Here is a 22,103-nt window from a genome sequence, read left to right as displayed (position 1 = left end):
CCCGGCCACCCGCCGGGGCGGCCGGCGGCCCCGCCCCTCGCTAAATCAAGGGGTATTACTACACCTTTACCCGGTCACCCGGGGGGGGGGCGCCCCCCCCACCCCCCCCGCCCCCCCCCCCCCTCCCTCATGTCCCGTCTCAGTGGCTGCGTCTCATGTCCCGTCTCAGTGGCTGAGCTTCCTGAACCGCCGTACCGCGAGCGGCAGGAAGATCAGCGTGAGGATCGCCGGCCACACGCCCGCCATCAGCAGCGCGTGCTGTTCGACCCATGAGTCCCCGCTGCCCACGGGCGTTCCGAACAGCTCACGCGAGGCCGCCGCCGTGGACGAGATCGGGTTCCAGGCCGCGACGAAGCCGAGCCAGTCCGGCATCAGCTGCGGCGCGACGAAGATGCTGGAGATCATCGTCAGCGGGAAGGCCACCGCGAACAGCCCACCCGCCGCCTCCGGGTTGGGCACCATCAGCCCGAGCCACACGCCGAGCCAGATCAGCGCGAAGCGCAGCCAGAGCAGCAGCGCGAAGGCCGCCAGGAAGGCGAGTCCGCCGTCGGGACGCCAGCCCATGGCGAACGCGGTGAGCATCAGGATCGTCAACTCCGCGCAGGCGCCGAGCAGATCGGTCACCCCACGTCCGGAGACCACGGCGGACGGCGCCATCGGCATCGAGCGGAACCGGTCGATGACGCCCTTGGTCGCGTCGTAGACCACGACCGTCGCGGTGTTGATGAAGCCGAAGGCCATCGTCATCACGAACATGCCCGGCATCAGGAAGTCCTTGTAGTCCCCGCCCCCAGGCACCTTCATCGCGCTGCCGAAAACATACCCGTACAGCAGCACGGAGAGGATCGGGAAGCCCAACTGCCAGACGATGTTGATGGGTTGGCGCTGGTAGTGGGTCAGTCCGCGCCGGACGACGTTCCAGCAGTCGACGAGTGCCCAGTACGTACGACCGTGACCGCTCGGTCCGGTCAGCTCCGGCGCGCTCATGCCGCCGCCTCCTTCGCGTTCGTGTCCGTGGTCGTCTCCGTACGGTGTCCGGTCAGGCGCAGGAACACGTCGTCGAGGCTCGGCCTGCGCAGTCCGATGTCCTCGACCGCGACGCCCTCGTCCTGGAGGGTCCGCGCCACGTCGGTGAGCGCGGCCACGCGGTCGGTCACCGGCGCGTGGACGCGGAGTTCGGTCTCGTCCGACTCCGGTTCGCCGTCCGCGACCCGGGCCACGACCTTCACCGCCCGCGAGATGTCGGCGCGTTCGCTCACCACGACCTCGATGCGGTCGCCGCCGACCATGTCCTTCAGCCCGTCCGGTGTGTCGTCCGCGATGGCCCGGCCCTGGTCGATCACCGTGATGTGCGAGGCGAGCTTGTCGGCCTCCTCCAGATACTGCGTGGTCAGCAGCACGGTCGTGCCGCCGGTCACCAACGCCCTTACGGAATCCCAGACTTCACCCCGGCCGCGCGGATCGAGCCCGGTCGTCGGCTCGTCCAGGAACAGCACGCTCGGGGTGAGGATCATGGACGCGGCGAGGTCGAGCCGGCGCCGCATGCCGCCGCTGTACTTCCCGACGCCCTTGTCGGCTGCCTCGACGAGGTCGAACTGCTCAAGCAGCTCGCCGGCCCGCAGCCGCGCCCGGCGTCCGCCCAGATGGAACAGCCGGCCGAACATCTCCAGGTTCTGCCGCCCGGTGAGCACCTCGTCCACCGCCGCGTACTGACCGGTCAGCCCGATCCTCGCCCGTACCTCCCGCGGCTGCCGTGCCACGTCCAGGCCGGCCACCGTCGCGCTCCCGCCGTCGAGCCGCAGGAGCGTGGAGAGGATACGGACAGCGGTGGTCTTGCCCGCGCCGTTCGGCCCGAGCAGGCCGTGCACCGTCCCCTCCCGCACCGCCAGATCGAAGCCGTCGAGCGCGCGCTTGTCTCCGTACCTCTTCTCCAGGCCCTCGGCCCGTACCGCGTAACCGTCGTTCATGGTTCCCCCTTCTCCTCCGTAACTGAGTACAGCGTACCCGATTGCGCGTACAACGTACCCAGTTTTTTCTCGCGCAACTAAGCTGCACCCATGAAGAGCAGCACGGAGACCAGTGGCAGCGGTGACATCCAGCGCACCCTCGAACTGCTGTGGGACACCGGCAAGCGCCCCAGTCGCGGGCCCAAGCCGGGTCTGACACTGGAGGGGATCGTGGAGGCGGCGATCCGGGTCGCTGACGCCGACGGGCTCGAGGCGGTCTCGATGCGCCGGGTCGCCACCGAACTCGGCACCGGTGCGATGTCCCTCTACCGCTATGTCCCCGGCAAGGGAGAGCTGCTCGACCTGATGCTGGACCGGGTCCAGCGGCCCTCCGAGAACCCGGCAGACCTCGGCGACGGCAGCTGGCGTTCAGCCCTGGAGGCTCTGGGCCGCGCGACCCTCGCCCTCTACCGGCGCCATCCCTGGCTGCTCCAGGTCAACCAGTCCCGCCCGATCCTCGGTCCGAGCGCCCTCGACGGCATGGAGAAGATGCTCTCCCGCATCAAGCCGATGGGCCTGTCCGATCCAGAGCTGGTCTCGGCGATCGTCATGATCGACGGATACGTCGTCGGGGCGGCCCGCACGCAGGTGTACCAGGAGGAAGCGGAACGCAGAACCGGTCTGACGGATGCCGAGTTCTGGCAGGCCCACATGCCGATCTTCGAGAAGGTCATGGCCGACGGCAGCCACCCCTTCCTCGCCGCCCTCAGCGAGGACGCCTTCGGGACCGACTTCGACCACTTCGAGTTCGGGCTTCAGCGCATCCTCGACGGCCTCGAAACCTTCGTCTCCCGGCGCACCGAAGGGTGACGAACCGAGGGATCAGCGCCTGCACGACTGGCCTTCGGCTACGACCGCCGCAGCAGCCGCTTGAAGCCGATGACGACGACAAGCCCGATGGCGATCGCAAGAGCGCCGACCTTGAAGCCGTCGCTGTCACCGTCACCACCCTCTGCCGCTGAACTCCCGCTCCCGGAAGGCGACTCGGATGCCTCGCCGGCGTCTCCGGGGGCATCCTCCGCCACGACCGCACTCCCGGCGCCTTCCATGCCGAGCATGAGCTTGGTCCCGTCGGTGGAGTAGCTGACGGACTCCCCCTGCCCAAGGGGCACGCTGATCCGCTCCAGCTTCTCGATCTTCCCGTCGTTCCAGTCGTACGCGATCCCGCCGAAGTAGCCGCGTACGGCGAGCCGCGTGCCGTCCGGGGAGAAGGCGGCGTCGGTGGCCCACAGATCGACGGCGACGACGGGCTTGAAGACATTGGTCCCGGAGGCGGAGAGCTCGGCGGACCCCTCGTACAGGTGTCCGCCGTCCTCCTGTTTGTCGATGATGTAGACCCGCCCGGTCTTGGGGTGCACGACGAGCGACTCGGCGTCACGGGGTCCGTCGGAGTACTTCACCACGTACTGCGTGGTGCGGATCGTCTGGTCCTTGAGTTCCTTGGGCTCGGGCAGTTGGTAGACCCACACGTAGTCCCAGACGACGCCGTCGTTGTCGCCGATGTCACCGACGTAGATCTGGTTGTCCGGGCCGATCGAGATGGCCTCGACGTCGCGCGGGGTGCCCACGCCGGTCATGGTGATCGTCGCGACGGTCTCGCCGGTGCGGCTGTCGACGGCGTAGAGGTAGGCGCCGGTGTCCTGGTCGTTGTGGGTCCAGTAGATCCCGGGATGCTGCCGGGAAGCGGCAAGGCCGCTGGACTCGGTAATACGAGGATCCTTGATCGTGAACCCCTCGTCACCGTCGGCGGCGAAGGCGGGCGCGGCGAGCGCACCCATGAGAAGGACCCCGGCAAGGAACACGAGCGGTCGGCGCATGCCCCAAGCCTGCCATTCCGCACCGGGACTGATGTTCACATCGACCTTCCCGCCCGACCGACCGCCATGAGGCATGCCCAGCCACACCTGACACCGCCCGTGAGGCGTGCCAACCCACACGCTCACACCGGCCGTGACGCGTGACCACCCACACGCTCACGCCGCCCGTGACGCGTGACCACCCCACCTCACACCGCCCGTTGAGGCGTGTCCAGCCTCACACCCGCACCGCCCATGGCACCCGTACCGATCGTTCATGATGAGCGAATGCTCAGGTTCATGCCCGTCGGCGACTCCATGACGATCGGAAGCGTCGGCGAACACACATGGCGTTACCGGATGTGGCAGCACCTGCGCGAGACGTACGCGGGCCCGTTCCGGATCGTCGGCCCGCGCGAGACGCTCTACGACAAGGCGACGGAGTCCCCCGACTCCTACGAGTACGCCGACCCGGACTTCCCCCGCGCCCACCTCGCGGGCTGGGGCGAGGGCTGGCTCCACATGACCCCGCTGATCCGCGAGGCGGTCCGCTCGCAGCGCGCCGACATTTTGCTGGTCTCCCTGGGCCTGATCGACCTGGGTTTCTACACGAACGCGGCACAGACCGCGGACAACGCCCGCGCCTTCGTCGCGGAGGCCCGCGCCGCGAACCCGCGCATCCGCATGGTCGTGCTCCCGGTGACCCCGAACGTCCGCGCCGAGTCCGACGCCGCCTTCGCCACCGAGGTCGCCGCCTTCAACGAACTCCTCGCCAAGACCGTCGCCGACCTCGACGAACCCCGCTCCCCCCTCCTCCTGACATCGCCCCCGTCCCCGTACGACGTCAACCTCGACACCTACGACGGCACGCACCCGAACGAGAGCGGCGAACACCGCATCGCGGAGGTCTTCGCAGAGGCGATGTACCAGGCCTGGGACCTGGGCGAGCCGTACTCCGCGTGAGCGGGGCGCCTGCGCGCAGCCGGCATCGGCCCGGTGTGGGGATCATCGCGCCGAAAACGCCGAACAAATCGCCCCACGGTCACTCGACGGCGGCGACGAGCTGGCGACGAGCCCCGGCGAACTCCGTCCGCTGACCGGCGAGGCGGACGGCCACGAGCCTGCCCTGTCAGGTGTGGCCGCCCGCTCAGGACATCACCAGGCGAACGCTTCCGGGGACGGTCCCGGGCCCGGGAAGATCTCGTCGAGGCCGGCCAGCAGTTCGTCGCTCAGCTCCAGTTCGACGGCGCGCAGTGCGGAGTCGAGTTGTTCGGCCGTGCGCGGACCGACGATCGGTCCTGTGACGCCGGGCCTGGTGAGCAACCAGGCCAGGGCCGCCTCGCCGGGCTCGATCCCGTGTTTGCCGAGCAGGTCCTCGTATGCCTGGATCTGCGCCCGTGAGGTCGGGTTGGCGAGCGTGTCGGCGGCCCGGCCGCTCGCCCGGCGCCCGCCCGTGACCTCCTTCTTGATGACCCCGCCGAGCAGCCCGCCCTGCAGCGGTGACCAGGGGATGACCCCCAGCCCGTACTCCTCGGCCGCCGGGATCACCTCCATCTCGGCGCGCCGCTCAGCGAGGTTGTACAGGCACTGCTCGCTGACCAGCCCGATGGTGCCGCCGCGCCGGGCGGCGATTTCGTTGGCCTGGGCGATCTTGTAGCCGGGGAAGTTGGAGGACCCGACGTAAAGGATCTTCCCCTGCTGCACCAGCACGTCGATCGCCTGCCAGATCTCCTCGAAAGGAGTGCGGCGGTCGACGTGGTGGAACTGGTAGACGTCGATGTGGTCCGTCTGCAGCCGCTTCAGGCTGGCGTCGACGGCGCGCCGGATGTTGAGGGCGGAGAGCAGGTCGTGATTGGGCCAGGCCTCGCCCTCGGGGCCCATGTTCCCGTACACCTTGGTGGCGAGCACGACCTTGTCGCGGCGGTCGCCGCCCTTCGCGAACCAATTGCCGATGATGCTCTCAGTACGGCCCTTGTCCTCGCCCCAGCCATACACATTGGCCGTGTCGAAGAAATTCAGTCCCGCGTCCAGCGCCGCGTCCATGATGACGTGGCTGTCGGCCTCGTTGGTCTGCGGTCCGAAGTTCATCGTCCCAAGGACCAGCCGACTGACCTTGAGTCCCGTGCGTCCGAGCTGCGTGTACTTCATGAGTCCCCAGCCAACGCCTTCGAGTCCGCTCGAAGCAAGGGCCCCACTCGGAGCTTCATCGAGCTTCCCCACCTGAGGAGCAGGCTCTCGCCACCTCCTCTGGTGGGGAGAGCCTGCTCCTCAGGCCATCGGCAATGCGTGGTTGATGCGTGGGCGACGCGTGGGCGATGCGTGGTCTGTACACGATCCCGGCATTTATGTATTTTGCCGATCATATCCTTCATAAGCCGTTTGCCTAATTCTGGCGCGGCCAAAATGCCTCAGAACGGAGCGGATTGGGCACTGTGAAAAACAAATTGACTGCGGAAGAACTTGTGGTTACGTTGTGGAAGATCTTTGTTTATTCAGTGCTCGCGGGGGGCGCGGCTTTCGGCATGGAAATGCCGCACCCGAAAGGAGGGTGCGGTGAATTTCCGCGCTCGTAGTCTAGTTTTTGCCGGCCTCGCCGGACTTATCGGAATCCTGGGGGCGGCAGTAGGTATTCCAATGGCCGTCGCCGACGATTCCACGGTCGCGGCGGCCGAAACACCGCCCGTCGCGGTGGAGCAGTTCGCCTATCCGGGCGCGGCGGGCATCCTCGCGTCCGACGGCATTCAGCTGAAGAAGGGCGACGGCCACATCGTGCTCGTCACCTGCGACGGCTCGGCGGACCAGATCAGGGTCTACACCGTGGCGGACAGCACCGCGGGCCGCCGGGGCGACTACTGCTTCAAGGCCACCGCCGCGTCCGGCTACCTCACGCTCGAACTGCCCCGGGTCTTCGCCCTGGAGACCGGCGACCACCCGATCAGCGCCGACCTGACCGCGAACGGCGCGACGACCACCGTCGCCGTCGCCGAGGGCGGCTTCGCGAGCGTCGGCGAGGGCACCGTGGGCGGCGCCCGCTCCGTCCTCGTCGAGATCCGTGTCACCGGCTGACCCGGCCGTGCCCAGCGTCAAGGAATCGAGAAACGTGACCTCCCTGCGTTCTTCCGCGGGCGCCGCCCTGGTGACGGCAGTCGCCACCGCCGGAGCCCTGCTCGCCGTCCCGGCCCACGCCGTCGCGGGCGCCCCCGTGTCCGCCGGCTCCTACGCCTTCACCGCCAAGGTGTCCCTCGGTGCCGACGACACGGCCCGCGCGTGCAGCGGCGCCCTCGTCGCACCGGACTGGATCCTCACCGCGGCGAGCTGTTTCGCCGCCGACCCCGAGGTGCCCACCGTCGCCGCGGGCAAGCCCGCCCTGTCGGCCACCGCCACCGTCGCGGGCAGGACCAGCGCCGTGGTGCAGCTCGTGCCGCGGGCCGGCCGTGACCTGGTGCTTGCCCGCCTCGCGCGGCCCGTCACCGGGGTCACCCCTGTGACCGTCGCATCCACCGCCGTCACCGCGGGGGAGCAACTGCGAGCGGTCGGCTACGGCCGCACCGCGACCGACTGGGTGACGGACACCGCGCACACCAGCGCCTTCAGCGTGGACGCCGTCGGCACCGACGACCTCACCGTCACCGGCCTGGACGGCGCGCTGTGCCAGGGCGACACCGGCGGCCCCCTTCTGCGTGAGACCAGCGGCACGGCCCAGCTGGTCGGTGTCGGCAGCCGGTCCTGGCAGGGCGGTTGCCTCGGAGAAACGGAGACCCGCACCGGCGCGGTCGCCGCCCGCTCCGACGACCTGTCCGCCTGGGTGTCCGCCACCACCGGTGCGGCACCCGTGAGCGACTTCAACTGCGACGGCGTGGCGGACATCGCGATCTCCGACCCCGAGGCCACCGTGGGCGGGGTCGCCAAGGCCGGTCTGGTCCGCGTCGTCTACGGCGGCGGCAAGGGCACCGCCGAGCTCAACCAGGACGTCGACTGGGTCTCCGGCGCGGCAGAGGCGTCCGACGGCTTCGGCACGGCCATCGCCACGGTCGACTACGACGAGGACGGCTGCACCGACCTGGTCGTCGGCACCCCGGCCGAGGACCTCGGCACCGTCGCCGACGCCGGCATGGTCGATGTGCTGCACGGCGCGACCGGCGGCCTCGGCACGGGCACCAAGAAGGACACCCACTTCGAGCAGGGCTCGGGCACCGGTTCGCTGGGCGCATCCGCCAACGAGAGCGGAGACCGTCTGGGCCAGGCCCTGGCCGCGGGAAACTCCGCCACCGGTGAACCGTTCATCGTAATGGGCGTGCCCGGCGAGGCCCTCGGCTCCATCGCCAAGGCCGGCAGCGTGATCTACCTGCACGGCACCACCAACATCGCCGTCAACCAGGAGGCCACCGGTGTGGACGGCGCGGCGGAGGCCAACGACGGCTTCGGCACCAGCGTCGCCGCCGACGCCAACCACATGGCCATCGGCGCACCGGGAGACGCCATCGGCTCCGACGCCAACGCCGGCAACCTGGCCGTCTTCTCCCACACCCTGAACTCCGAGGGCCGTCCCACCCCGCTCTTCGGCCTGGACCAGGACCTCGACGCCGTCTCCGGCGCCGCCGAGGCCGGTGACCTCTTCGGCCAGTCCCTGGCCCTGGTCCCCTACCGCCCCTCCGGGAGCACGGCCGCCACCGAGTCGATCCTCGCGGTCGGCTCCCCCGGCGAGGCCCTGAGCATCGACGGCGTCGACAAGGCCGAAACGGGCTGGGTCCTGACCTTCCGGATCACCGCCACGGGCACCTACAGCCAACTCGAGGGCTACTCCTCGGGCACCGGCGAGGACGACGTGTCCGGCACCGCCGAGGCCGGGGACCACTTCGGCCAGGCACTGACCGCCGTGAACACCGCGCCGCGCGCAGTGAGCACCACCGACACCCTCAAGCTGGCCGTCGGAATCCCGGGCGAGGCCATCGGCACCACCGCGAGCGCGGGCGCCATCAGCACCTTCTCGCTCCTGGGCACGCCCGGCGCCAACGACCGCTGGCTCGAGGCAGGCGACGGTGACGGCATCCCCGGCACCCCCGGCGCCAACCAGCGGCTGGGCACCAGCCTCCACTTCACCGGCACCAAGCTGTACGTCGGCCTGCCCTACGGTCCGTCCGTCTACGGCTCCCTGTACGCCCTGCCCCTGTCCAACGTGACGGCCGGTGGCACCGTCGCCGCGGTCACCACCTACCAGCCGGGCGCGGGCGGTCTCCCGGCCGCGGACGTCAGTTTCGGATACGCGGCACGGTAGGTCTGTTCCGCCGTACCGCACGCGTGGGCGGCGGGCATCCCCCGGGAGACCGCGGGGCGCCCGCCGCCAGCCACCCACCCTCACAGGACCGAAAGGAGAATTGCGGTTCCATTTCGAGGCCGCCCGATGCCACACTGTCCGGGTGAATTCCGAATTCTATCCGGACCTGGTCGAAGCCGGTGGCCTGGCCGCCGCGCTGGAGCGATCGGCAGCCGACCTCGGCGTCCCTCTCGTTCTCGTTCCCGGACGAAATGAAATACCCGATGCGGTCGGTATCGCCACCACGGCCCCCGGCCGGCTCCCGCTCCTGGTGTTCCCGCGCGCCGATGCCCGTGGCTTCCACGTCATCGGCCGTGCCAGGGAGGTCGACATCGTCACCGGGGGGGTCCCGGAACTCCGGGACGTGGTCGAGGCGGGCGCGCTCTGGGCGGCGGGCACGCCCGTGCCACAGATGCGTCAGGCGCTGCCCTCCCTCCTGTACGACCCGATCGCCGATGCCCACGAGCGCGGACCCGCCGCAGCGGTCACGGCGCAGTGGGAGCGGCTGAAGGAACTGGCTGCCGACACCCCGACCTTCCCCGAGTTCGGCCTGGTGGTGGAGGCGGCGCACGCGGAACCCCGGCTGCGGCAGCTCTTCCCGTTCACCAGCCACTGGACGGTCGCCTTCAGCTCCTGCACCGGGCGCCGCTACCGGACCGAGGTCGCGATCGCCCCGTACCACGGTGGGCAGTACTTCGTCCTGCGGCACCCGAACACCGGCATGCTCGGCGAAGTCTCCACCGCCGCGGAGGCGGTGGCGCTCGCCCTGGCGAACCTCCCGGACACTGTCGGTCCGGCCGTCGCGGGGTACCCCGGCGGGTCCGACTGACCGTGCGACGATACCCCACCGAGATGTCCGAAAGCAGAAGTCGACCCCCAAAAGGGATGGCCCGGTAAATTCTCCGCAATGCTCATTGCCGGGATGACTGGACAGGGAATCAACTTTCCAATTCCACTCCATTTTCCATGGCCATCCAGTTATGCTTTCCGTGGCAATGTCCGGCGCGCGGTAAAAGGGTCGCAGTCTGGTAAGGCTGATTTCCGGGGGGAAAAGGAGCGGTCGGTCGTCGGTCGACGACGTCCGCGGCCGCCGCCCGGGGATGCCTCGCCGTCGCAGGGAGGGCGGACCCGCAGACCGGGCGGACTGCCGGACGGAGCCGACCCGTTCCGCCGCCCGCAGCCTCCGGTCTTCGTGAAGTCCGGCCGGCCGCACGGCCCTACGACGAACCGAGGACATCCATGAGAGGAAAGCCACCCGGGCGCTCCGGGAAACTCGCGAGCGCCCGCAGACGCACAGCGAGTTCCCTGGCCCTGGCCGTGCTGGCCGGCCTGCTCGCCACGTACCCGGCCGCCGCCGACGACACGGCCGACGAGACCGTCGTACCGATATCCCGCACCTTCCGTCAGCAGGCGGTGGACCTCTGGGCGTCCGGGGGTACCGAGGTGCGGTCGGCCGCCGAGGCCGCGCTGGTCGGCAGCCCTGACGAAATCGCCGCCTTCCTCACCACCTACGGGGACCAGCAGCTACAGGACTACCGGGTCGAGGCCGCCCAACTGGCCGCCATCGGCGGGGAGAACACGCTCGCCGCCGTCCGCACCGCGCTGGCCGGCGACGAGGGCGACCTCGCCCTGTTCATGAAGTCGGGCTGGCAGGAGCCCCTGGAGCAGGACCAGCGGGTCCTGGTCGCCCGGGCGATCGACGCGGGCGGCCCCGAGGTTCAGGAGCGCGGCCGGGCGGCGCTCGCCGGCACCACCGAGGACATCCAGACCTTCCTGGGCACCGGGCTGAGTGAGGCCCAGGAGCAGGACGACCGGGTTCTGCTGTCGCAGATCATCGCCGCCGGCGGCACCAATGTGCGGGCCGCCGGGCGGCTCGCACTGAGCGGAACCATCGACGACGTACGGGAGTTCCTGGACGTCGGACAGTTCGTCGCCCGCAACCGCGACCAGGAGTACGCGAGCATCGCGGAGCTCGCGGACCAGGCCGAGCGGGCGGGAAAGCTCGCCGCGGAGGAGACCGCGAAAGCCGAGGACGCCTCCGCGGAGGCCGTCGAAGCCGCCGCGCAGGCCAAGAAGGCCGCGCAGGAGGCGGCCGCCGAGGCCGAGGCCACGCAGGAGGACTCCGCCGACGCGGCACGCGCCGCGAACCGGGCGGCGAGCGCCGCGTCCGGGGCGGCGAAGGCCGCGCAGCGGGCCATCAGCGCGGCCAACTCCGCCGAGCAGTCCGCGCGGACCGCGGCGGCGGCAGCGGCCCAGGCGGCGGCAGCGGCGGTCAACGCCGCCAACGCGGCCTCCGACGCGCGCAACGCGGCGGCCGCGGCCGCGACCGACGAGGCCAACGCGGACGCGGCCAGGAAGGCCGCCACCAAGGCCAGCGACGCGGCCAAGGGCGCGGACCGGGCGGCGGATGCCGCCGACCAGGCGGTGAAGGCCGCCACCGCCGCCGGTGACGCCGCCAGGTCCGCCGCCGGCGCGGGCACCAACGCCGCCGCGGCGGCCGACGCGGCGGTACTGGCCAGCCAGTACGCCGGCGCGGGCAGCTCCGCGGCGGCGAACGCCCGGGCCGCCGCGGCCTCGGCACACCGGCAGGCCGCAGAGGCCAACCGGGCCGCAGGCCAGGCCGAATCGCTGGCCCGCAAGGCAGCCACTGCGGCCGGGGAAGCCCGGGACTCCGCGCGGTCGGCCGCCGTCCACGCCAGGAACGCGGCGACGGCCGCGCTGGAAGCCGCCGACAGCGCGGGCGACGCGGCCACCGCAGCCGCGAAGTCCACCGCCCACGCCAACGCGGCGACCGAAGCGGCGAACGCCGCCACGAAGGCCGCCCAGCAGGCCCAGACCGTCTACACGCTGGCCCGCGAGGTCGAGGCGGCGGAACTGCTCGGCCGCACCAACGCGGGCATCGAGAACGCCCGCGACCTCAAGGCCCAGGAGACCGCCGCCGCGCAGCAGCGCGAGCAGGAGGCCACTGAGGCGGCCGAACGGCAGGCCACCGCCGAGGAGTTGGCCCGACAAGCCCAGTCAGGCACCGACGACGAGGAGATCGCCGTACAGGGCCGCGAGCTCGCCCTGCTCGACACGAAGGACGGCAAGCCCTGGCTCCGCGCCGCCGCCCAGGAGGCACTGGGCGACGACACCGCCGGCGTCGTCGCGTATGTGCGCACCGGCCGGGCCGAGGCCCAGCAGCAGGACGACCGCGCGGACGTGGCACGCCTCGCCGAGGAGAGCTCCGTCAAGGAGGTCCGCGACGCGGCGGAGACGGCACTGGACGGCGACGCGACCGCGGTCGGCGCGTTCCTGCGCGAGGGCCAGTACGAGGCCGGCCGCGAGGCGTTCCGGGTTGCGGTCGCCCAAGCAGCCGACGCCGGGGGCCCGAACGTCCAGGACAAGGCGCGCGCCGCGCTGAGCGCCGGTACCACCGACGCCTACCGCACCTTCCTCACCAGCACCCTCGCCGAGGCCCAGGTCCAGGACGACCGGGTGACCGCCGCCCAGCTGGTCGACAGCGGCGACCCGGAGGTGAGTTCCGCCGCGCGCATCGCCCTGGAGGGTCCCGCGGAGCTGCTGCGCCGGTTCGTGGCGTCCGGGCAGTACACCGCCCAGCGCCAGGACCTCCTGTCGCTGACCCACCAGTTGCAGGTACAGCAGCTCGTGTCCGAAGCCGCCCAGGTGGGCGCGAAGGCACAGCAGGACGCCGCCGAGGCCCAGGCCACCGCGGCAACGGCCCGCAAGGCGTCGGCCGAGGCCCAGCAGTGGGCGACGAAGGCGAAGCAGTCCGCCGACGAGGCGGCCGACTACTCCACCCAGGCCGACCAGTACGCCGACGACGCGGAGGCCTCCGCGCAGCAGGCAGCGGAGTCGGCGAAGACGGCTCGGGCCGCGGCGAACAGGGCCGACACGGCCGCGCAGAACGCCGCCAAATCCGCCAGCGACGCGACCGTGTCCGCGGAACTCGCCCAGAACTCCGCGTCCTCCGCGTGGGCCTCGGCCACCGCGGCGCAGACCTCGGCGGAACGGGCCGGCAAGAGCGCGGCGGAAGCGGCCCAGGCCGCGACCGAGGCGTTCGTGGTCACCATCCAGAAGTACCGCGAGGAAGAGGAGGCCCGCCGCCGCGCGGCCGTCGCCGCGAAGGAGGCCCAGGAGAAGGAGGGCCTCACGCCCGCCGAGCTCTACCGGTGCGGAATCCTCGGCTGCGAGGCGGTCGAGAACCCGGGGCGGTGGTGCCAGCACAACGAGGTCTACTGCGACATCCTCTCCCAGGGGCCCGCCTTCGAGGCGAGCATGAAGCAACTCAACGAGTTCGTCCAGGCCATCACCGGCCTCACCCAGCTGGAGAACTGCGCCCAGAAGGGCGATCTGGAAGCGTGCTGGGAACTGGGCCGCGACATGGCGATGAACTCCAAGTTCCGCATGGTGGGCATCGCGTACAAGTCGCTGATGGCGCTGCAGCGCGGCTGCACCCAGTGCTTCCTGCCCGGCACCCGCGTCCTCATGGCGGACGGCGGCAGCCTGCCGATCGAGAAAATCGAGGCGGGCGACCTGGTCCGGGCCACCGACCCGGTCACCGGCGAGACCGCGGCCCGGCGGGTGACGCAGCAGATCGTCACCCCCGACGACGACAAGTACCTCGCCGCCCTCACCATCCGGGGACCGACCGGTGAGCGCGCCGACCTCTCGGCCACCTACGAGCACCCCTTCTGGAGCACCAGCCTCCAGGCCTGGGTGCCGGCAAAAGACCTGCGGCCGGGCGACACCCTGCGCACGGACAGCGGCGAAACCGCCACGGTGCTCGCCAACCGGGCCTACACCCGTACGACCGTCACATACAGCCTCACCGTCGCGGGGCTGCACTCCTTCTACGTCCTCGCCAAAGACACCCCGGTCCTTGTCCACAACTCCGAGTGCAAGGTCCTGATCCTCGGCCTGACCGAGCACATCGACGGCGAGACCACCCGCCTGGGCGGATACAACTTCATGGATGACAAGTACAAGACGGTGGAGGCTTACCTGCCCGACGGCACACCGATGACCGGGTGGATGGCCGGAGTCACCGACGTCATGCGGAACAACGGCAAGATCGCCGTGAGCCTGAAGGGATTCGACGGCGCCACGTATCAACAGAGGTTCGACCTCGCCGTGACGAACGGACAGCCGGGCCAGCCCTGGCGTTCCACGGAATGGGAGATGGCCCAGATCGCCAAATACCACGGCAGAGGCGATCTGGACTGGAACAACGTGACCTTCTATGGCGAATACGGTGAAGTGGTGCCTATCAACCCGCCCAACTGATCGCCTCAGGGCAGCGCCTCACCAGGGGGCGCTGCCCTACCGGCCGACCGCAGCGGCCAGGGCGACGACGACGAACATCAGCACAAGCACACCGGCCATGATCCGGTTCCGGGTTTTCGGGTCCACGCCTTGAGCCTAACCGGCCGAGCCGAGGGGCCGGCGGTCGACCACCTCGTAACGCGGCTGCTCGCCCGGGACGCCCGAGTTCGGCAGGTTGCTGCGGATCAGCGCCAGCTCGGTCACCGTCCAGGTGCGGCTGGTGAAGGACGCGAGGACGTCGACGTAGGGTCCTACGTCCACCTCGTCCCGGCTACGGGCCACGGTCAGGTGGGCCCTGTACCGACGGTGCTCCCCGGTCTCCACGCCCGCCTTGCGCGCCGCCGACCCGGCCCGGTCGGCCAGCAGCCGCAGCGCGGGCAGGTCGCCCTCCGCACCTGCCCACAGGGCGCGACCCTTGCCGAACTGGCCCCCGCCGCGCACTGCCAGCAGGAAGGGCGCGGTGCGGTGGGCGGCCCGCTCCAGCCGCGCCGACAGGTCCGGCAGCAGCTCCTCCGCCACCTCGCCGTAGAACGCGAGCGTGTAGTGCCAGCCGGGACGGCCGGTCCAGCGCAAGGCGTCCGCCCCCGGCAGCTCGCGCAACTCGTCCACCACCGAGCCTAGTTCACTCACCACGTCCTCGGGTGGCACCACAGCCGCGAAGAGTCTCATGACGTCACCCTTCCAGGGAACGAACCATCCGGCGCCTCTCCCGGACGAGGCCCGTCACACCACCGCGGACCGCCGGACGGGGCAGGTCACGTCACTGCGGACCGCCGGACGAGGCCCGTCACACCACCGCGGACCGCCGGATGAAGCCCGTCACACCACCGCGGTCAGCGGCTCCCGCTGCTCCCGCTGCTCCTTCGGTACGAAGCGGACGTGCGGGTGGCCGCGGTTCCAGCCCAGGGAGAGGCGGAGGCCGCCGAGGCGGGCCAGGACCAGGCCGATGGTGATGGCGGAGAGCGTCGAGATCAGTCCGCCGAGGGCGAAGCCGATGCGCGGGCCGTAGGCGTCGGTGACCCAGCCGACGAGGGGCGCCCCCAGGGGCGTACCGCCCATGAAGACCATCATGAACAGGGCCATGACGCGGCCGCGCATCGCGGGGTCGGTGGCCATCTGGACCGAGGTGTTCGCGGTGACGTTGACCGTCAGGCCGAAGACGCCGATCGGGACCATGAGGAGGGCGAAGAGCCAGAGCGAGGGGGCCGCGGACGCCAGCACCTCCAGGACACCGAAGGCCACCGCGGCGGCGATCAGGACGCGCAGCCGGGCCGTGCCGCGGCGGGCGGCGAGCAGCGCGCCGGCCAGGGAGCCGGCCGCCATCAGGATGTTGAACAGGCTGTACGCGCCCGCGCCGGCGTGGAAGATGTCGTCGGCGTAGGCCGAGAGCCAGACCGGGAAGTTGAAGCCGAAGGTGCCGATGAAGCCGACGAGGACGATCGGCCAGAGCAGCTCGGGGCGGCCGGCGACGTAGTGGAGTCCTTCGCGGAGCTGGCCCTTGGCACGCGGGGCGCGCTTGACGGGGTGCAGGTCGCGACTGCGCATCAGCAGCAGGCCCGCGAGGGGCGCCACGAACGACAGGCCGTTGAAGAGGAACGCCCAGCCGGTGCCCACGCCGGTGATCAGGACACCCGCGACGGCCGGGCCGACCAGGCGGGCGGACTGGAAGTTGGCGGAGTTCAGACTGACCGCGTTCTGCAGCTGGTCCGGGCCGACCATCTCGGAGACGAAGGACTGGCGGGCCGGGTTGTCGACGACCGTGACGAGGCCGGCCACAAAGGCGGCCAGGTAGACCTGCCAGACCTGGACGTTGCCGGAGAGGGTGAGGAAGGCGAGCACGAGGCCGGTGACGCCCATGGCCGCCTGCGTGGCCAGCAGGGTCGGGCGCTTGCGGAGCCGGTCGACGAGGACGCCGCCGTACAGCCCGAACAGCAGCATCGGCAGGAACTGCAGTGCGGTGGTGATACCGACCGCGGCGGACGAGCCGGTCAGGCTCAGCACCAGCCAGTCCTGAGCGATGCGCTGCATCCAGGTGCCGGTGTTGGAGACGACCTGGCCCATGAAGAACAGGCGGTAGTTCCGGACCTTCAGCGAGCTGAACATCGACGAGCGGGTGTGTGGGGTGGGCGGGGAGTCGTGGGTGGCTGGTGCGGGTGCGGAGTCTGCTCCGGGTCCCGAACTCAAAAGGGCTCGCCTCCTAGGCGTGGGGGGGTGTGCGGACGTCGTCGTCCCGAGACGGCGGACGTCGTCGTCCCGAGACGGCGGACGTCGTCGTCCGCCCGTGATGGACACCGCGACCGGTGCGGCTGCGGCTCGGTTCAGATCTGTGCGAGCTTCTCCAGAACGGGAGCGGCCGCACGGAGCTTGGCCCACTCGTCCTCGTCGAGGCCTTCGGCCAGGCCGGCCAGCCACGCGTTCCGCTTGCGGCGGGCCTCTTCGAGCATGGCCTCGGCCTTGTCGGTCGGCGTGACGACCTTCTGTCGCCGGTCGTCGGGGTGCGGCTCCAGTCTGACCAGTCCCTTGGCTTCGAGCAGCGCGACGATGCGGGTCATCGACGGCGGCTGCACATGCTCTTTGCGGGCGAGTTCACCCGGCGTGGCGTTGCCACAGCGGGCGAGGGTGCCGAGCACCGAGATCTCGGTGGGGCTCAGCGACTCGTCGACCCGTTGGTGCTTGAGTCGGCGCGACAGCCGCATGACTGCGGAGCGGAGGGAGTTCACGGCGGCAGCATCGTCGCCATGGGCAAGGTCAGGCATGTTCCTTAGCATAACTCATTACTCTCCCTAAAGACCACCGCGATGCCCGCGAAACCGGAAACCGAATCTTTACGTCACTCATACGAGTGAGCCAGATCCGGAAAGTGACCCCTCACCCCACAGGGGAACGCGACCCTCGACTCCATGGGGACCAGCGTGCTCAGCCTGCGGATAGACGGGGAGCTGCTCAACCGGCTCCGACACCACGCCGCCAAACGCGGAATGAGCGTCCAGGACTATGTGGTCCAGACGCTCATTCGCGACGACTTCGACGAGCGGTTCCAGACCGCGGTCGAGGAGACGGAGAAGTTCTACGGGGTCACGTGAGCGGTGGGCCGCCCGGCCCCGTACGGTCGCCGCTCAGGTCAGCCCCAGCGCCGGCATCAGGTAGTAGAACCCGAACACCGCCGCCACCACGTACATCGCGACCGGGATGTCACGGCCGCGTCCCGCCACCAGGCGCAGCACCACGAAGGTGATGAAGCCCATACCGATGCCGTTCGTGATCGAGTAGGTGAACGGCATCATCACCATCGTGATGAACGCCGGGATGGCGATCGTGTGGTCCGCCCAGTCGATCTCCCTGATCGACCCCGCCAGGATCATGAAGCCGACCGCGAGCAGTGCGGGCGTGGCCGCCTGGGACGGGACCATGGTGGCGACGGGGGTCAGGAAGAGCGCGACGGCGAAGAGCGCTCCGGTGACGACGTTGGCGAAACCGGTGCGGGCGCCCTCGCCGACGCCCGCCGTGGACTCCACGAAGCAGGTGGTGGCCGAGGAGGAGGTGGCACCGCCCGCGGCGACCGCGATGCCGTCGACGAAGAGGACCTTGTTGATGCCGGGCATGTTGCCCTGGGCGTCGGTCAGTCTGGCCTCGTCGCTGACTCCCATGATCGTGCCCATCGCGTCGAAGAAGCACGACAGCAGCACGGTGAAGACGAAGAGGACGCCGGTCAGCACGCCGACCTTGTCGAAGCCGCCGAAGAGGCTGACCTTGCCGACGAGCCCGAAGTCGGGGGTCGCGACGGGGTTGCCGGGCCACTTCGGGGTGGTCAGACCCCAGGACGGGACCTTGGCGACGGCGTTGATGATCACCGCGAGGACGGTCATCGTGACGATCGAGATGAGGATCGCGCCGGACACCTTGCGGACCATCAGGGCGAGCGTGAGCAGCACACCGAGGACGAAGATCAGGACGGGCCAGCCGTTGAGGTGACCGTCGCAGCCCAGCTGGAGCGGGACGGTGGTCTGCGCGACGTCCGGGATGCGCGAGACGAAGCCGGAGTCGACCAGACCGATCAGCATGATGAACAGGCCGATACCGATGGAGATGGCCTTGCGCAGGCCCAGCGGCACGGCGTTCATCACGCGCTCACGCAGGCCGGTGGCGACCAGGAGCATCACGACGAGGCCCGCGAGGACCACCATGCCCATGGCGTCGGGCCAGGACATCCGCGGGGCGAGCTGGAGCGCGACGACCGTGTTCACTCCGAGGCCGGCGGCGAGCGCGATCGGCACATTGCCGATGACACCCATGAGGAGCGTGGTGAGCGCCGCGGTCAGCGCGGTCGCGGTGACCAGCTGGCCGTTGTCCAGCTGGTGCCCGTACATGTCCTTCGCGCTGCCCAGGATGATCGGGTTCAGCACGATGATGTAGGCCATCGCGAAGAAGGTGGCGAAACCGCCGCGGATCTCGCGCGGCAGCGTGCTGCCCCGCTCGGAGATCTTGAAGTAGCGGTCCAGTACGCCGTGCCCGGGCCGGGGCTCCGGCTGCTCCGGGGTGGGGGCCTTGGCGAGAGCCGAGGTGGACATGCGTGACCTCATACGTACGGGGCCTTGCGGGGCCGGTGGGCGCCGGGCGGGACGGCGCCGGGCTGGGGAACTTGATCGAGTCTGGCCACCACTCTGGCCGCTGCGTGATCACCGTCAGGTTTCCTGAGTGTTTCCGTTGGTGTTTCGTACGAACAGAAAGAGCCAGGCTCAGGTGGTTTCAGTATGAACATATGAGTCCTTAATCGCCATCTCCGCGCGTAGACCCTTGGTATACAAGGACTTCCCACGCGCTTAAGAGGACCTGGACGCGCTCTCGTAAGCTGTCCCCATGGCGAAGTGGACCCCCAAGCACGAGGCGCCGGAGCCCCTGGAGGGTCCCGTCGTCGCCACCATCACAGGCCTGACGATTCTCTGGTTCGTCCTCTTCCTGGTGCAGCTGCCGTTCTACGGCTGGTTCGACGACCACGGGCACACCTGGTGGGTATGGACGTGCCTGGCCGGCGCGGGTCTCGGCCTGATCGGCATCTGGTACGTCCGCGGGCGCGAGGCCGCCCTCAAGCGGAACGCGGCGCTCAAGTCCCCCGCCGACTCCCCTACGGAGTGACCACTCCCCGCCTACGACCACGGCATCATTGACCGCCACCCCCGTCCTCCCCTGGTCGGATCTTTCGGGCACTCGGCGGGTGAAGCCGTATATCCACACGTACCGTCGAACGCATGACGCACATCGACGCGGGCGCCGAACTCGATCCCGTTCACCCTGTGCCCCTGCCTGCCTCCCCCTCCGGACGGGCGCGGGGGCTGTCCGCCGCCGAGGTGGCCCAGCGGGTGGCGCGCGGCGAGGTGAACGACGTACCCGTGCGCAGCAGCCGCTCCGTGCGGGAGATCGTCCGCGCGAACGTCTTCACCCGGTTCAACGCGATCATCGGTGTGCTCTGGCTGATCATGCTGTTCGTGGCGCCGTTCCAGGACAGCCTGTTCGGGTACGTCATCCTCGCCAACACCGGGATCGGCATCATCCAGGAGTGGCGGGCCAAGAAGACCCTGGACTCGCTCGCGGTGATCGGCGAGGCGAAACCGACCGTACGAAGGGACGGGGTCGCCGCCGAGGTCAGCACCTCGCAGATCGTGCTCGGGGACCTGATCGAGATCGGGCCGGGGGACAAGATCGTCGTCGATGGCGCGTGCGTGGAGGCCGACGGCCTGGAGATCGACGAGTCGCTGCTCACCGGCGAGGCCGACCCGGTGGTCAAGCAGGCCGGTGACGAGGTGATGTCGGGCAGCTTCGTGGTCGCGGGCGGCGGCGCGTTCACAGCGACGAAGGTGGGCCGGGAGGCGTACGCGGCGCAGCTCGCCGAGGAGGCGTCCCGGTTCACGCTCGTTCAGTCCGAGCTGCGGACGGGCATCTCCACGATCCTCAAGTACGTGACGTGGATGATGATCCCGAGCGCGATCGGTCTGGTCATCACCCAACTGGTGGTCAAGCAGAACGACTTCAAGGGCTCCGTCGCCCGGACGGTCGGCGGGATCGTCCCCATGGTCCCGGAGGGTCTGGTTCTCCTCACCTCCGTCGCCTTCGCGATCGGCGTCATCCGGCTCGGCCGGCAGCAGTGCCTGGTGCAGGAGTTGCCCGCCATCGAGGGCCTCGCCCGCGTCGACACCGTCTGCCTCGACAAGACGGGCACGCTCACCGAGGGCGGCATGGACGTCACCGAGGTGCGCTCGCTCAACGGCAGCGACGAGAATTACGTACGGAAGGTCCTCGGCTCACTCGGCGAGTCGGACCCGCGACCGAACGCATCGCTCCAGGCGATCATCGACGCCTACCCGGACAGCGAGGACTGGCGCTGCACGGAGTCGCTGCCTTTCTCCTCGGCCCGCAAGTACAGCGGGGCGACGTTCAGCGAGGGAAACGGCGAGGCGAGCACCTGGCTGCTCGGCGCCCCGGACGTGCTGCTGTCCGACGGGGATCCGGCGCTCGCCGAGACCGCGCGGCTGAACGAGGCGGGGCTGCGGGTGCTGCTGCTCACCCGGGCCACGAAGGACCTCGGCGATCCCGCGGTCGCCGAGGGCGCGAGGCCCACCGCCCTGGTCGTCCTGGAGCAGCGGCTGCGCCCGGACGCGGCGGACACGCTGCGGTACTTCGCGGAGCAGAACGTCCAGGCGAAGGTCATCTCCGGCGACAACGCGGTGTCGGTGGGCGCGGTGGCCGGGAAGCTCGGGCTCAGCGGCGCGGTCGTGGACGCGCGCCGGCTGCCCACCGAGCGGGCGGAGATGGCGAGGTCGCTGGACGAGGGCACGGTGTTCGGGCGGGTGACCCCGCAGCAGAAGCGGGACATGGTGGGCGCGCTGCAGTCGAACGGGCACACCGTGGCGATGACCGGCGACGGCGTGAACGACGTACTGGCCCTGAAGGACGCCGACATCGGGGTCAGCATGGGCTCGGGCTCCGAGGCGACGCGAGCCGTGGCGCAGATCGTGCTGCTCAACAACAGTTTCGCGACGCTGCCTTCGGTGGTCGCGGAGGGCCGCAGGGTCATCGGGAACATCACCCGGGTCGCGACCCTGTTCCTGGTGAAGACGGTCTACTCGGTGCTGCTGGCCATCCTGGTGGTGTGCTGGCAGGTCGAATACCCCTTCCTGCCGCGCCACTTGACGCTGCTGTCCACCCTGACGATCGGCGTCCCCGCCTTCTTCCTCGCCCTCGCCCCCAACAAGGAACGGGCCAGGCCCAATTTCGTCCGGCGGGTCATGCGGTACTCGATCCCCGGCGGTGTGATCGCCGCAGTGGCCACCTTCGTCAGCTACCTGATCGCCCGTCACCACTACACCGGGACCGGCGCCTTGGCCGCGGAGACGAGCGCCGCGACGCTGACGCTCTTCCTGATCTCGATGTGGGTGCTGGCGATCATCGCCCGGCCCTACACCTGGTGGCGGATCACCCTGGTCGCGAGCATGGGCGGGGCGTTCCTGGTGGTGCTCGTCGTGCCGTGGCTGCAGAACTTCTTCGCGCTGAAGCTGGTCGGGGTGACGATGCCGTGGATCGCGGTGGGTATCGCGGCGGTGGCGGCGGCCGCCCTGGAGTTCACCTGGAGGTGGGTCGACCGCCGCATTCCGGCGTAGGCGCGGGGCT

The 22,103-nt window shown here is 70.1% G+C and carries 17 protein-coding genes; 9 read left to right on the top strand and 8 right to left on the bottom strand.

What is annotated here, in order from left to right:
- Positions 1–165: 165 nt before the first annotated feature.
- Together ACFYPC_RS35940 and ACFYPC_RS35935 are read right to left on the bottom strand one after the other, a co-directional pair.
- Positions 166–987 carry an ABC transporter permease gene (locus tag ACFYPC_RS35940; protein ID WP_391891543.1) on the bottom strand — a complete coding sequence of 274 codons (822 nt, stop codon included), beginning with the start codon at positions 985–987 and terminating at the stop codon, positions 166–168.
- Positions 984–1,967 carry an ATP-binding cassette domain-containing protein gene (locus tag ACFYPC_RS35935; protein ID WP_391891542.1) on the bottom strand — a complete coding sequence of 328 codons (984 nt, stop codon included), beginning with the start codon at positions 1,965–1,967 and terminating at the stop codon, positions 984–986. Before ACFYPC_RS35935 ends, ACFYPC_RS35940 begins: the two co-directional genes overlap by 4 nt.
- 90 nt (positions 1,968–2,057) lie before the next feature.
- Here ACFYPC_RS35935 and ACFYPC_RS35930 point away from each other — a divergent pair, with 90 nt between their 5' ends.
- Positions 2,058–2,816 (top strand): TetR/AcrR family transcriptional regulator, encoded by a 759-nt coding sequence (locus ACFYPC_RS35930; protein ID WP_391891541.1) that lies wholly within the window; start codon positions 2,058–2,060, stop codon positions 2,814–2,816.
- A 38-nt stretch (positions 2,817–2,854) separates the two neighbouring features.
- Here the strand turns inward: ACFYPC_RS35930 and ACFYPC_RS35925 are convergent, their stop codons facing one another.
- The gene (locus tag ACFYPC_RS35925) at positions 2,855–3,823 is read right to left on the bottom strand and encodes a WD40 repeat domain-containing protein (RefSeq protein WP_391891540.1); all 969 of its coding nucleotides are present in this window, start codon (positions 3,821–3,823) and stop codon (positions 2,855–2,857) included.
- Between the two features lie 267 nt (positions 3,824–4,090).
- Between ACFYPC_RS35925 and ACFYPC_RS35920 the strand changes: the two genes are divergently transcribed.
- Positions 4,091–4,765 carry an SGNH/GDSL hydrolase family protein gene (locus ACFYPC_RS35920; RefSeq protein WP_391891539.1) on the top strand — a complete coding sequence of 225 codons (675 nt, stop codon included), beginning with the start codon at positions 4,091–4,093 and terminating at the stop codon, positions 4,763–4,765.
- Between the two features lie 192 nt (positions 4,766–4,957).
- Here the strand turns inward: ACFYPC_RS35920 and ACFYPC_RS35915 are convergent, their stop codons facing one another.
- On the bottom strand, positions 4,958–5,950 hold the full coding sequence (locus tag ACFYPC_RS35915) for an aldo/keto reductase (RefSeq protein ID WP_391891538.1): 993 nt from the start codon (positions 5,948–5,950) through the stop codon (positions 4,958–4,960).
- Positions 5,951–6,436: 486 nt separating this feature from the next.
- Here ACFYPC_RS35915 and ACFYPC_RS35910 point away from each other — a divergent pair, with 486 nt between their 5' ends.
- The 4 genes from ACFYPC_RS35910 to ACFYPC_RS35895 all read left to right on the top strand — a co-directional run bounded on the left by ACFYPC_RS35910 (position 6,437) and on the right by ACFYPC_RS35895 (position 14,402).
- Positions 6,437–6,868: a hypothetical protein gene (locus ACFYPC_RS35910; protein WP_391891537.1), complete on the top strand. Its 432-nt coding sequence runs from the start codon at positions 6,437–6,439 to the stop codon at positions 6,866–6,868.
- Between the two features lie 34 nt (positions 6,869–6,902).
- Entirely contained in the window at positions 6,903–9,077 is a 2,175-nt protein-coding gene (locus tag ACFYPC_RS35905; protein WP_391891536.1) for a trypsin-like serine protease, read from the top strand.
- A gap of 142 nt (positions 9,078–9,219) precedes the next feature.
- Positions 9,220–9,945, top strand: a complete 726-nt coding sequence (locus ACFYPC_RS35900) for a DUF6193 family natural product biosynthesis protein (RefSeq protein ID WP_391891535.1) — start codon at positions 9,220–9,222, stop codon at positions 9,943–9,945.
- A 410-nt stretch (positions 9,946–10,355) separates the two neighbouring features.
- Positions 10,356–14,402, top strand: coding sequence for a polymorphic toxin-type HINT domain-containing protein (locus tag ACFYPC_RS35895; protein WP_391891534.1), 4,047 nt, complete (start codon positions 10,356–10,358; stop codon positions 14,400–14,402).
- A 135-nt stretch (positions 14,403–14,537) separates the two neighbouring features.
- On the opposite strand, the gene thpR is transcribed toward ACFYPC_RS35895, so the two are convergent.
- The 3 genes from thpR to ACFYPC_RS35880 form a co-directional block, all read right to left on the bottom strand.
- Positions 14,538–15,110: an RNA 2',3'-cyclic phosphodiesterase gene (thpR, locus tag ACFYPC_RS35890; RefSeq protein WP_391891533.1), complete on the bottom strand. Its 573-nt coding sequence runs from the start codon at positions 15,108–15,110 to the stop codon at positions 14,538–14,540.
- Positions 15,111–15,260: 150 nt separating this feature from the next.
- A complete protein-coding gene (locus ACFYPC_RS35885; protein ID WP_391891532.1) occupies positions 15,261–16,544 on the bottom strand; it encodes an MFS transporter in 1,284 nt (427 codons plus the stop codon).
- A 215-nt stretch (positions 16,545–16,759) separates the two neighbouring features.
- Entirely contained in the window at positions 16,760–17,197 is a 438-nt protein-coding gene (locus ACFYPC_RS35880; protein ID WP_391891531.1) for a MarR family winged helix-turn-helix transcriptional regulator, read from the bottom strand.
- Between the two features lie 144 nt (positions 17,198–17,341).
- On the opposite strand from ACFYPC_RS35880, the gene ACFYPC_RS35875 reads away from it, so the two are divergent.
- Positions 17,342–17,524 carry a ribbon-helix-helix protein, CopG family gene (locus tag ACFYPC_RS35875; RefSeq protein ID WP_391891530.1) on the top strand — a complete coding sequence of 61 codons (183 nt, stop codon included), beginning with the start codon at positions 17,342–17,344 and terminating at the stop codon, positions 17,522–17,524.
- A gap of 33 nt (positions 17,525–17,557) precedes the next feature.
- Here the strand turns inward: ACFYPC_RS35875 and ACFYPC_RS35870 are convergent, their stop codons facing one another.
- Positions 17,558–19,009: an NCS2 family permease gene (locus ACFYPC_RS35870; protein ID WP_391891529.1), complete on the bottom strand. Its 1,452-nt coding sequence runs from the start codon at positions 19,007–19,009 to the stop codon at positions 17,558–17,560.
- Between the two features lie 289 nt (positions 19,010–19,298).
- On the opposite strand from ACFYPC_RS35870, the gene ACFYPC_RS35865 reads away from it, so the two are divergent.
- Positions 19,299–19,574, top strand: a complete 276-nt coding sequence (locus tag ACFYPC_RS35865; RefSeq protein WP_391891528.1) for a DUF2530 domain-containing protein — start codon at positions 19,299–19,301, stop codon at positions 19,572–19,574.
- 113 nt (positions 19,575–19,687) lie between these two features.
- Complete coding sequence (locus tag ACFYPC_RS35860) at positions 19,688–22,093, top strand: HAD-IC family P-type ATPase (RefSeq protein WP_391891527.1); 2,406 nt, start codon at positions 19,688–19,690, stop codon at positions 22,091–22,093.
- Positions 22,094–22,103: the final 10 nt, after the last annotated feature.

Origin of the sequence: Streptomyces sp. NPDC005808, from assembly GCF_042871385.1 — a bacterium.
In the GTDB taxonomy this organism is placed as follows: domain Bacteria; phylum Actinomycetota; class Actinomycetes; order Streptomycetales; family Streptomycetaceae; genus Streptomyces.
This window is presented reverse-complemented; position numbering and strand designations above follow the sequence as displayed.

Excerpts from the sequence above, each read along its gene's own strand:
- ACFYPC_RS35940 (WP_391891543.1), bottom strand. The coding sequence starts at position 987 with ATGAGCGCGCCGGAGCTGACCGGACCGAGCGGTCACGGTCGTACGTAC.
- ACFYPC_RS35910 (WP_391891537.1), top strand. The coding sequence starts at position 6,437 with ATGGCCGTCGCCGACGATTCCACGGTCGCGGCGGCCGAAACACCGCCC.
- ACFYPC_RS35930 (WP_391891541.1), top strand. The coding sequence starts at position 2,058 with ATGAAGAGCAGCACGGAGACCAGTGGCAGCGGTGACATCCAGCGCACC.
- ACFYPC_RS35925 (WP_391891540.1), bottom strand. The coding sequence starts at position 3,823 with ATGCGCCGACCGCTCGTGTTCCTTGCCGGGGTCCTTCTCATGGGTGCG.
- thpR (WP_391891533.1), bottom strand. The coding sequence starts at position 15,110 with ATGAGACTCTTCGCGGCTGTGGTGCCACCCGAGGACGTGGTGAGTGAA.
- ACFYPC_RS35895 (WP_391891534.1), top strand. The coding sequence starts at position 10,356 with ATGAGAGGAAAGCCACCCGGGCGCTCCGGGAAACTCGCGAGCGCCCGC.
- ACFYPC_RS35885 (WP_391891532.1), bottom strand. The coding sequence starts at position 16,544 with ATGTTCAGCTCGCTGAAGGTCCGGAACTACCGCCTGTTCTTCATGGGC.
- ACFYPC_RS35860 (WP_391891527.1), top strand. The coding sequence starts at position 19,688 with ATGACGCACATCGACGCGGGCGCCGAACTCGATCCCGTTCACCCTGTG.
- ACFYPC_RS35865 (WP_391891528.1), top strand. The coding sequence starts at position 19,299 with ATGGCGAAGTGGACCCCCAAGCACGAGGCGCCGGAGCCCCTGGAGGGT.
- ACFYPC_RS35920 (WP_391891539.1), top strand. The coding sequence starts at position 4,091 with ATGCTCAGGTTCATGCCCGTCGGCGACTCCATGACGATCGGAAGCGTC.
- ACFYPC_RS35935 (WP_391891542.1), bottom strand. The coding sequence starts at position 1,967 with ATGAACGACGGTTACGCGGTACGGGCCGAGGGCCTGGAGAAGAGGTAC.
- ACFYPC_RS35915 (WP_391891538.1), bottom strand. The coding sequence starts at position 5,950 with ATGAAGTACACGCAGCTCGGACGCACGGGACTCAAGGTCAGTCGGCTG.
- ACFYPC_RS35870 (WP_391891529.1), bottom strand. The coding sequence starts at position 19,009 with ATGTCCACCTCGGCTCTCGCCAAGGCCCCCACCCCGGAGCAGCCGGAG.
- ACFYPC_RS35875 (WP_391891530.1), top strand. The coding sequence starts at position 17,342 with ATGGGGACCAGCGTGCTCAGCCTGCGGATAGACGGGGAGCTGCTCAAC.
- ACFYPC_RS35880 (WP_391891531.1), bottom strand. The coding sequence starts at position 17,197 with ATGCCTGACCTTGCCCATGGCGACGATGCTGCCGCCGTGAACTCCCTC.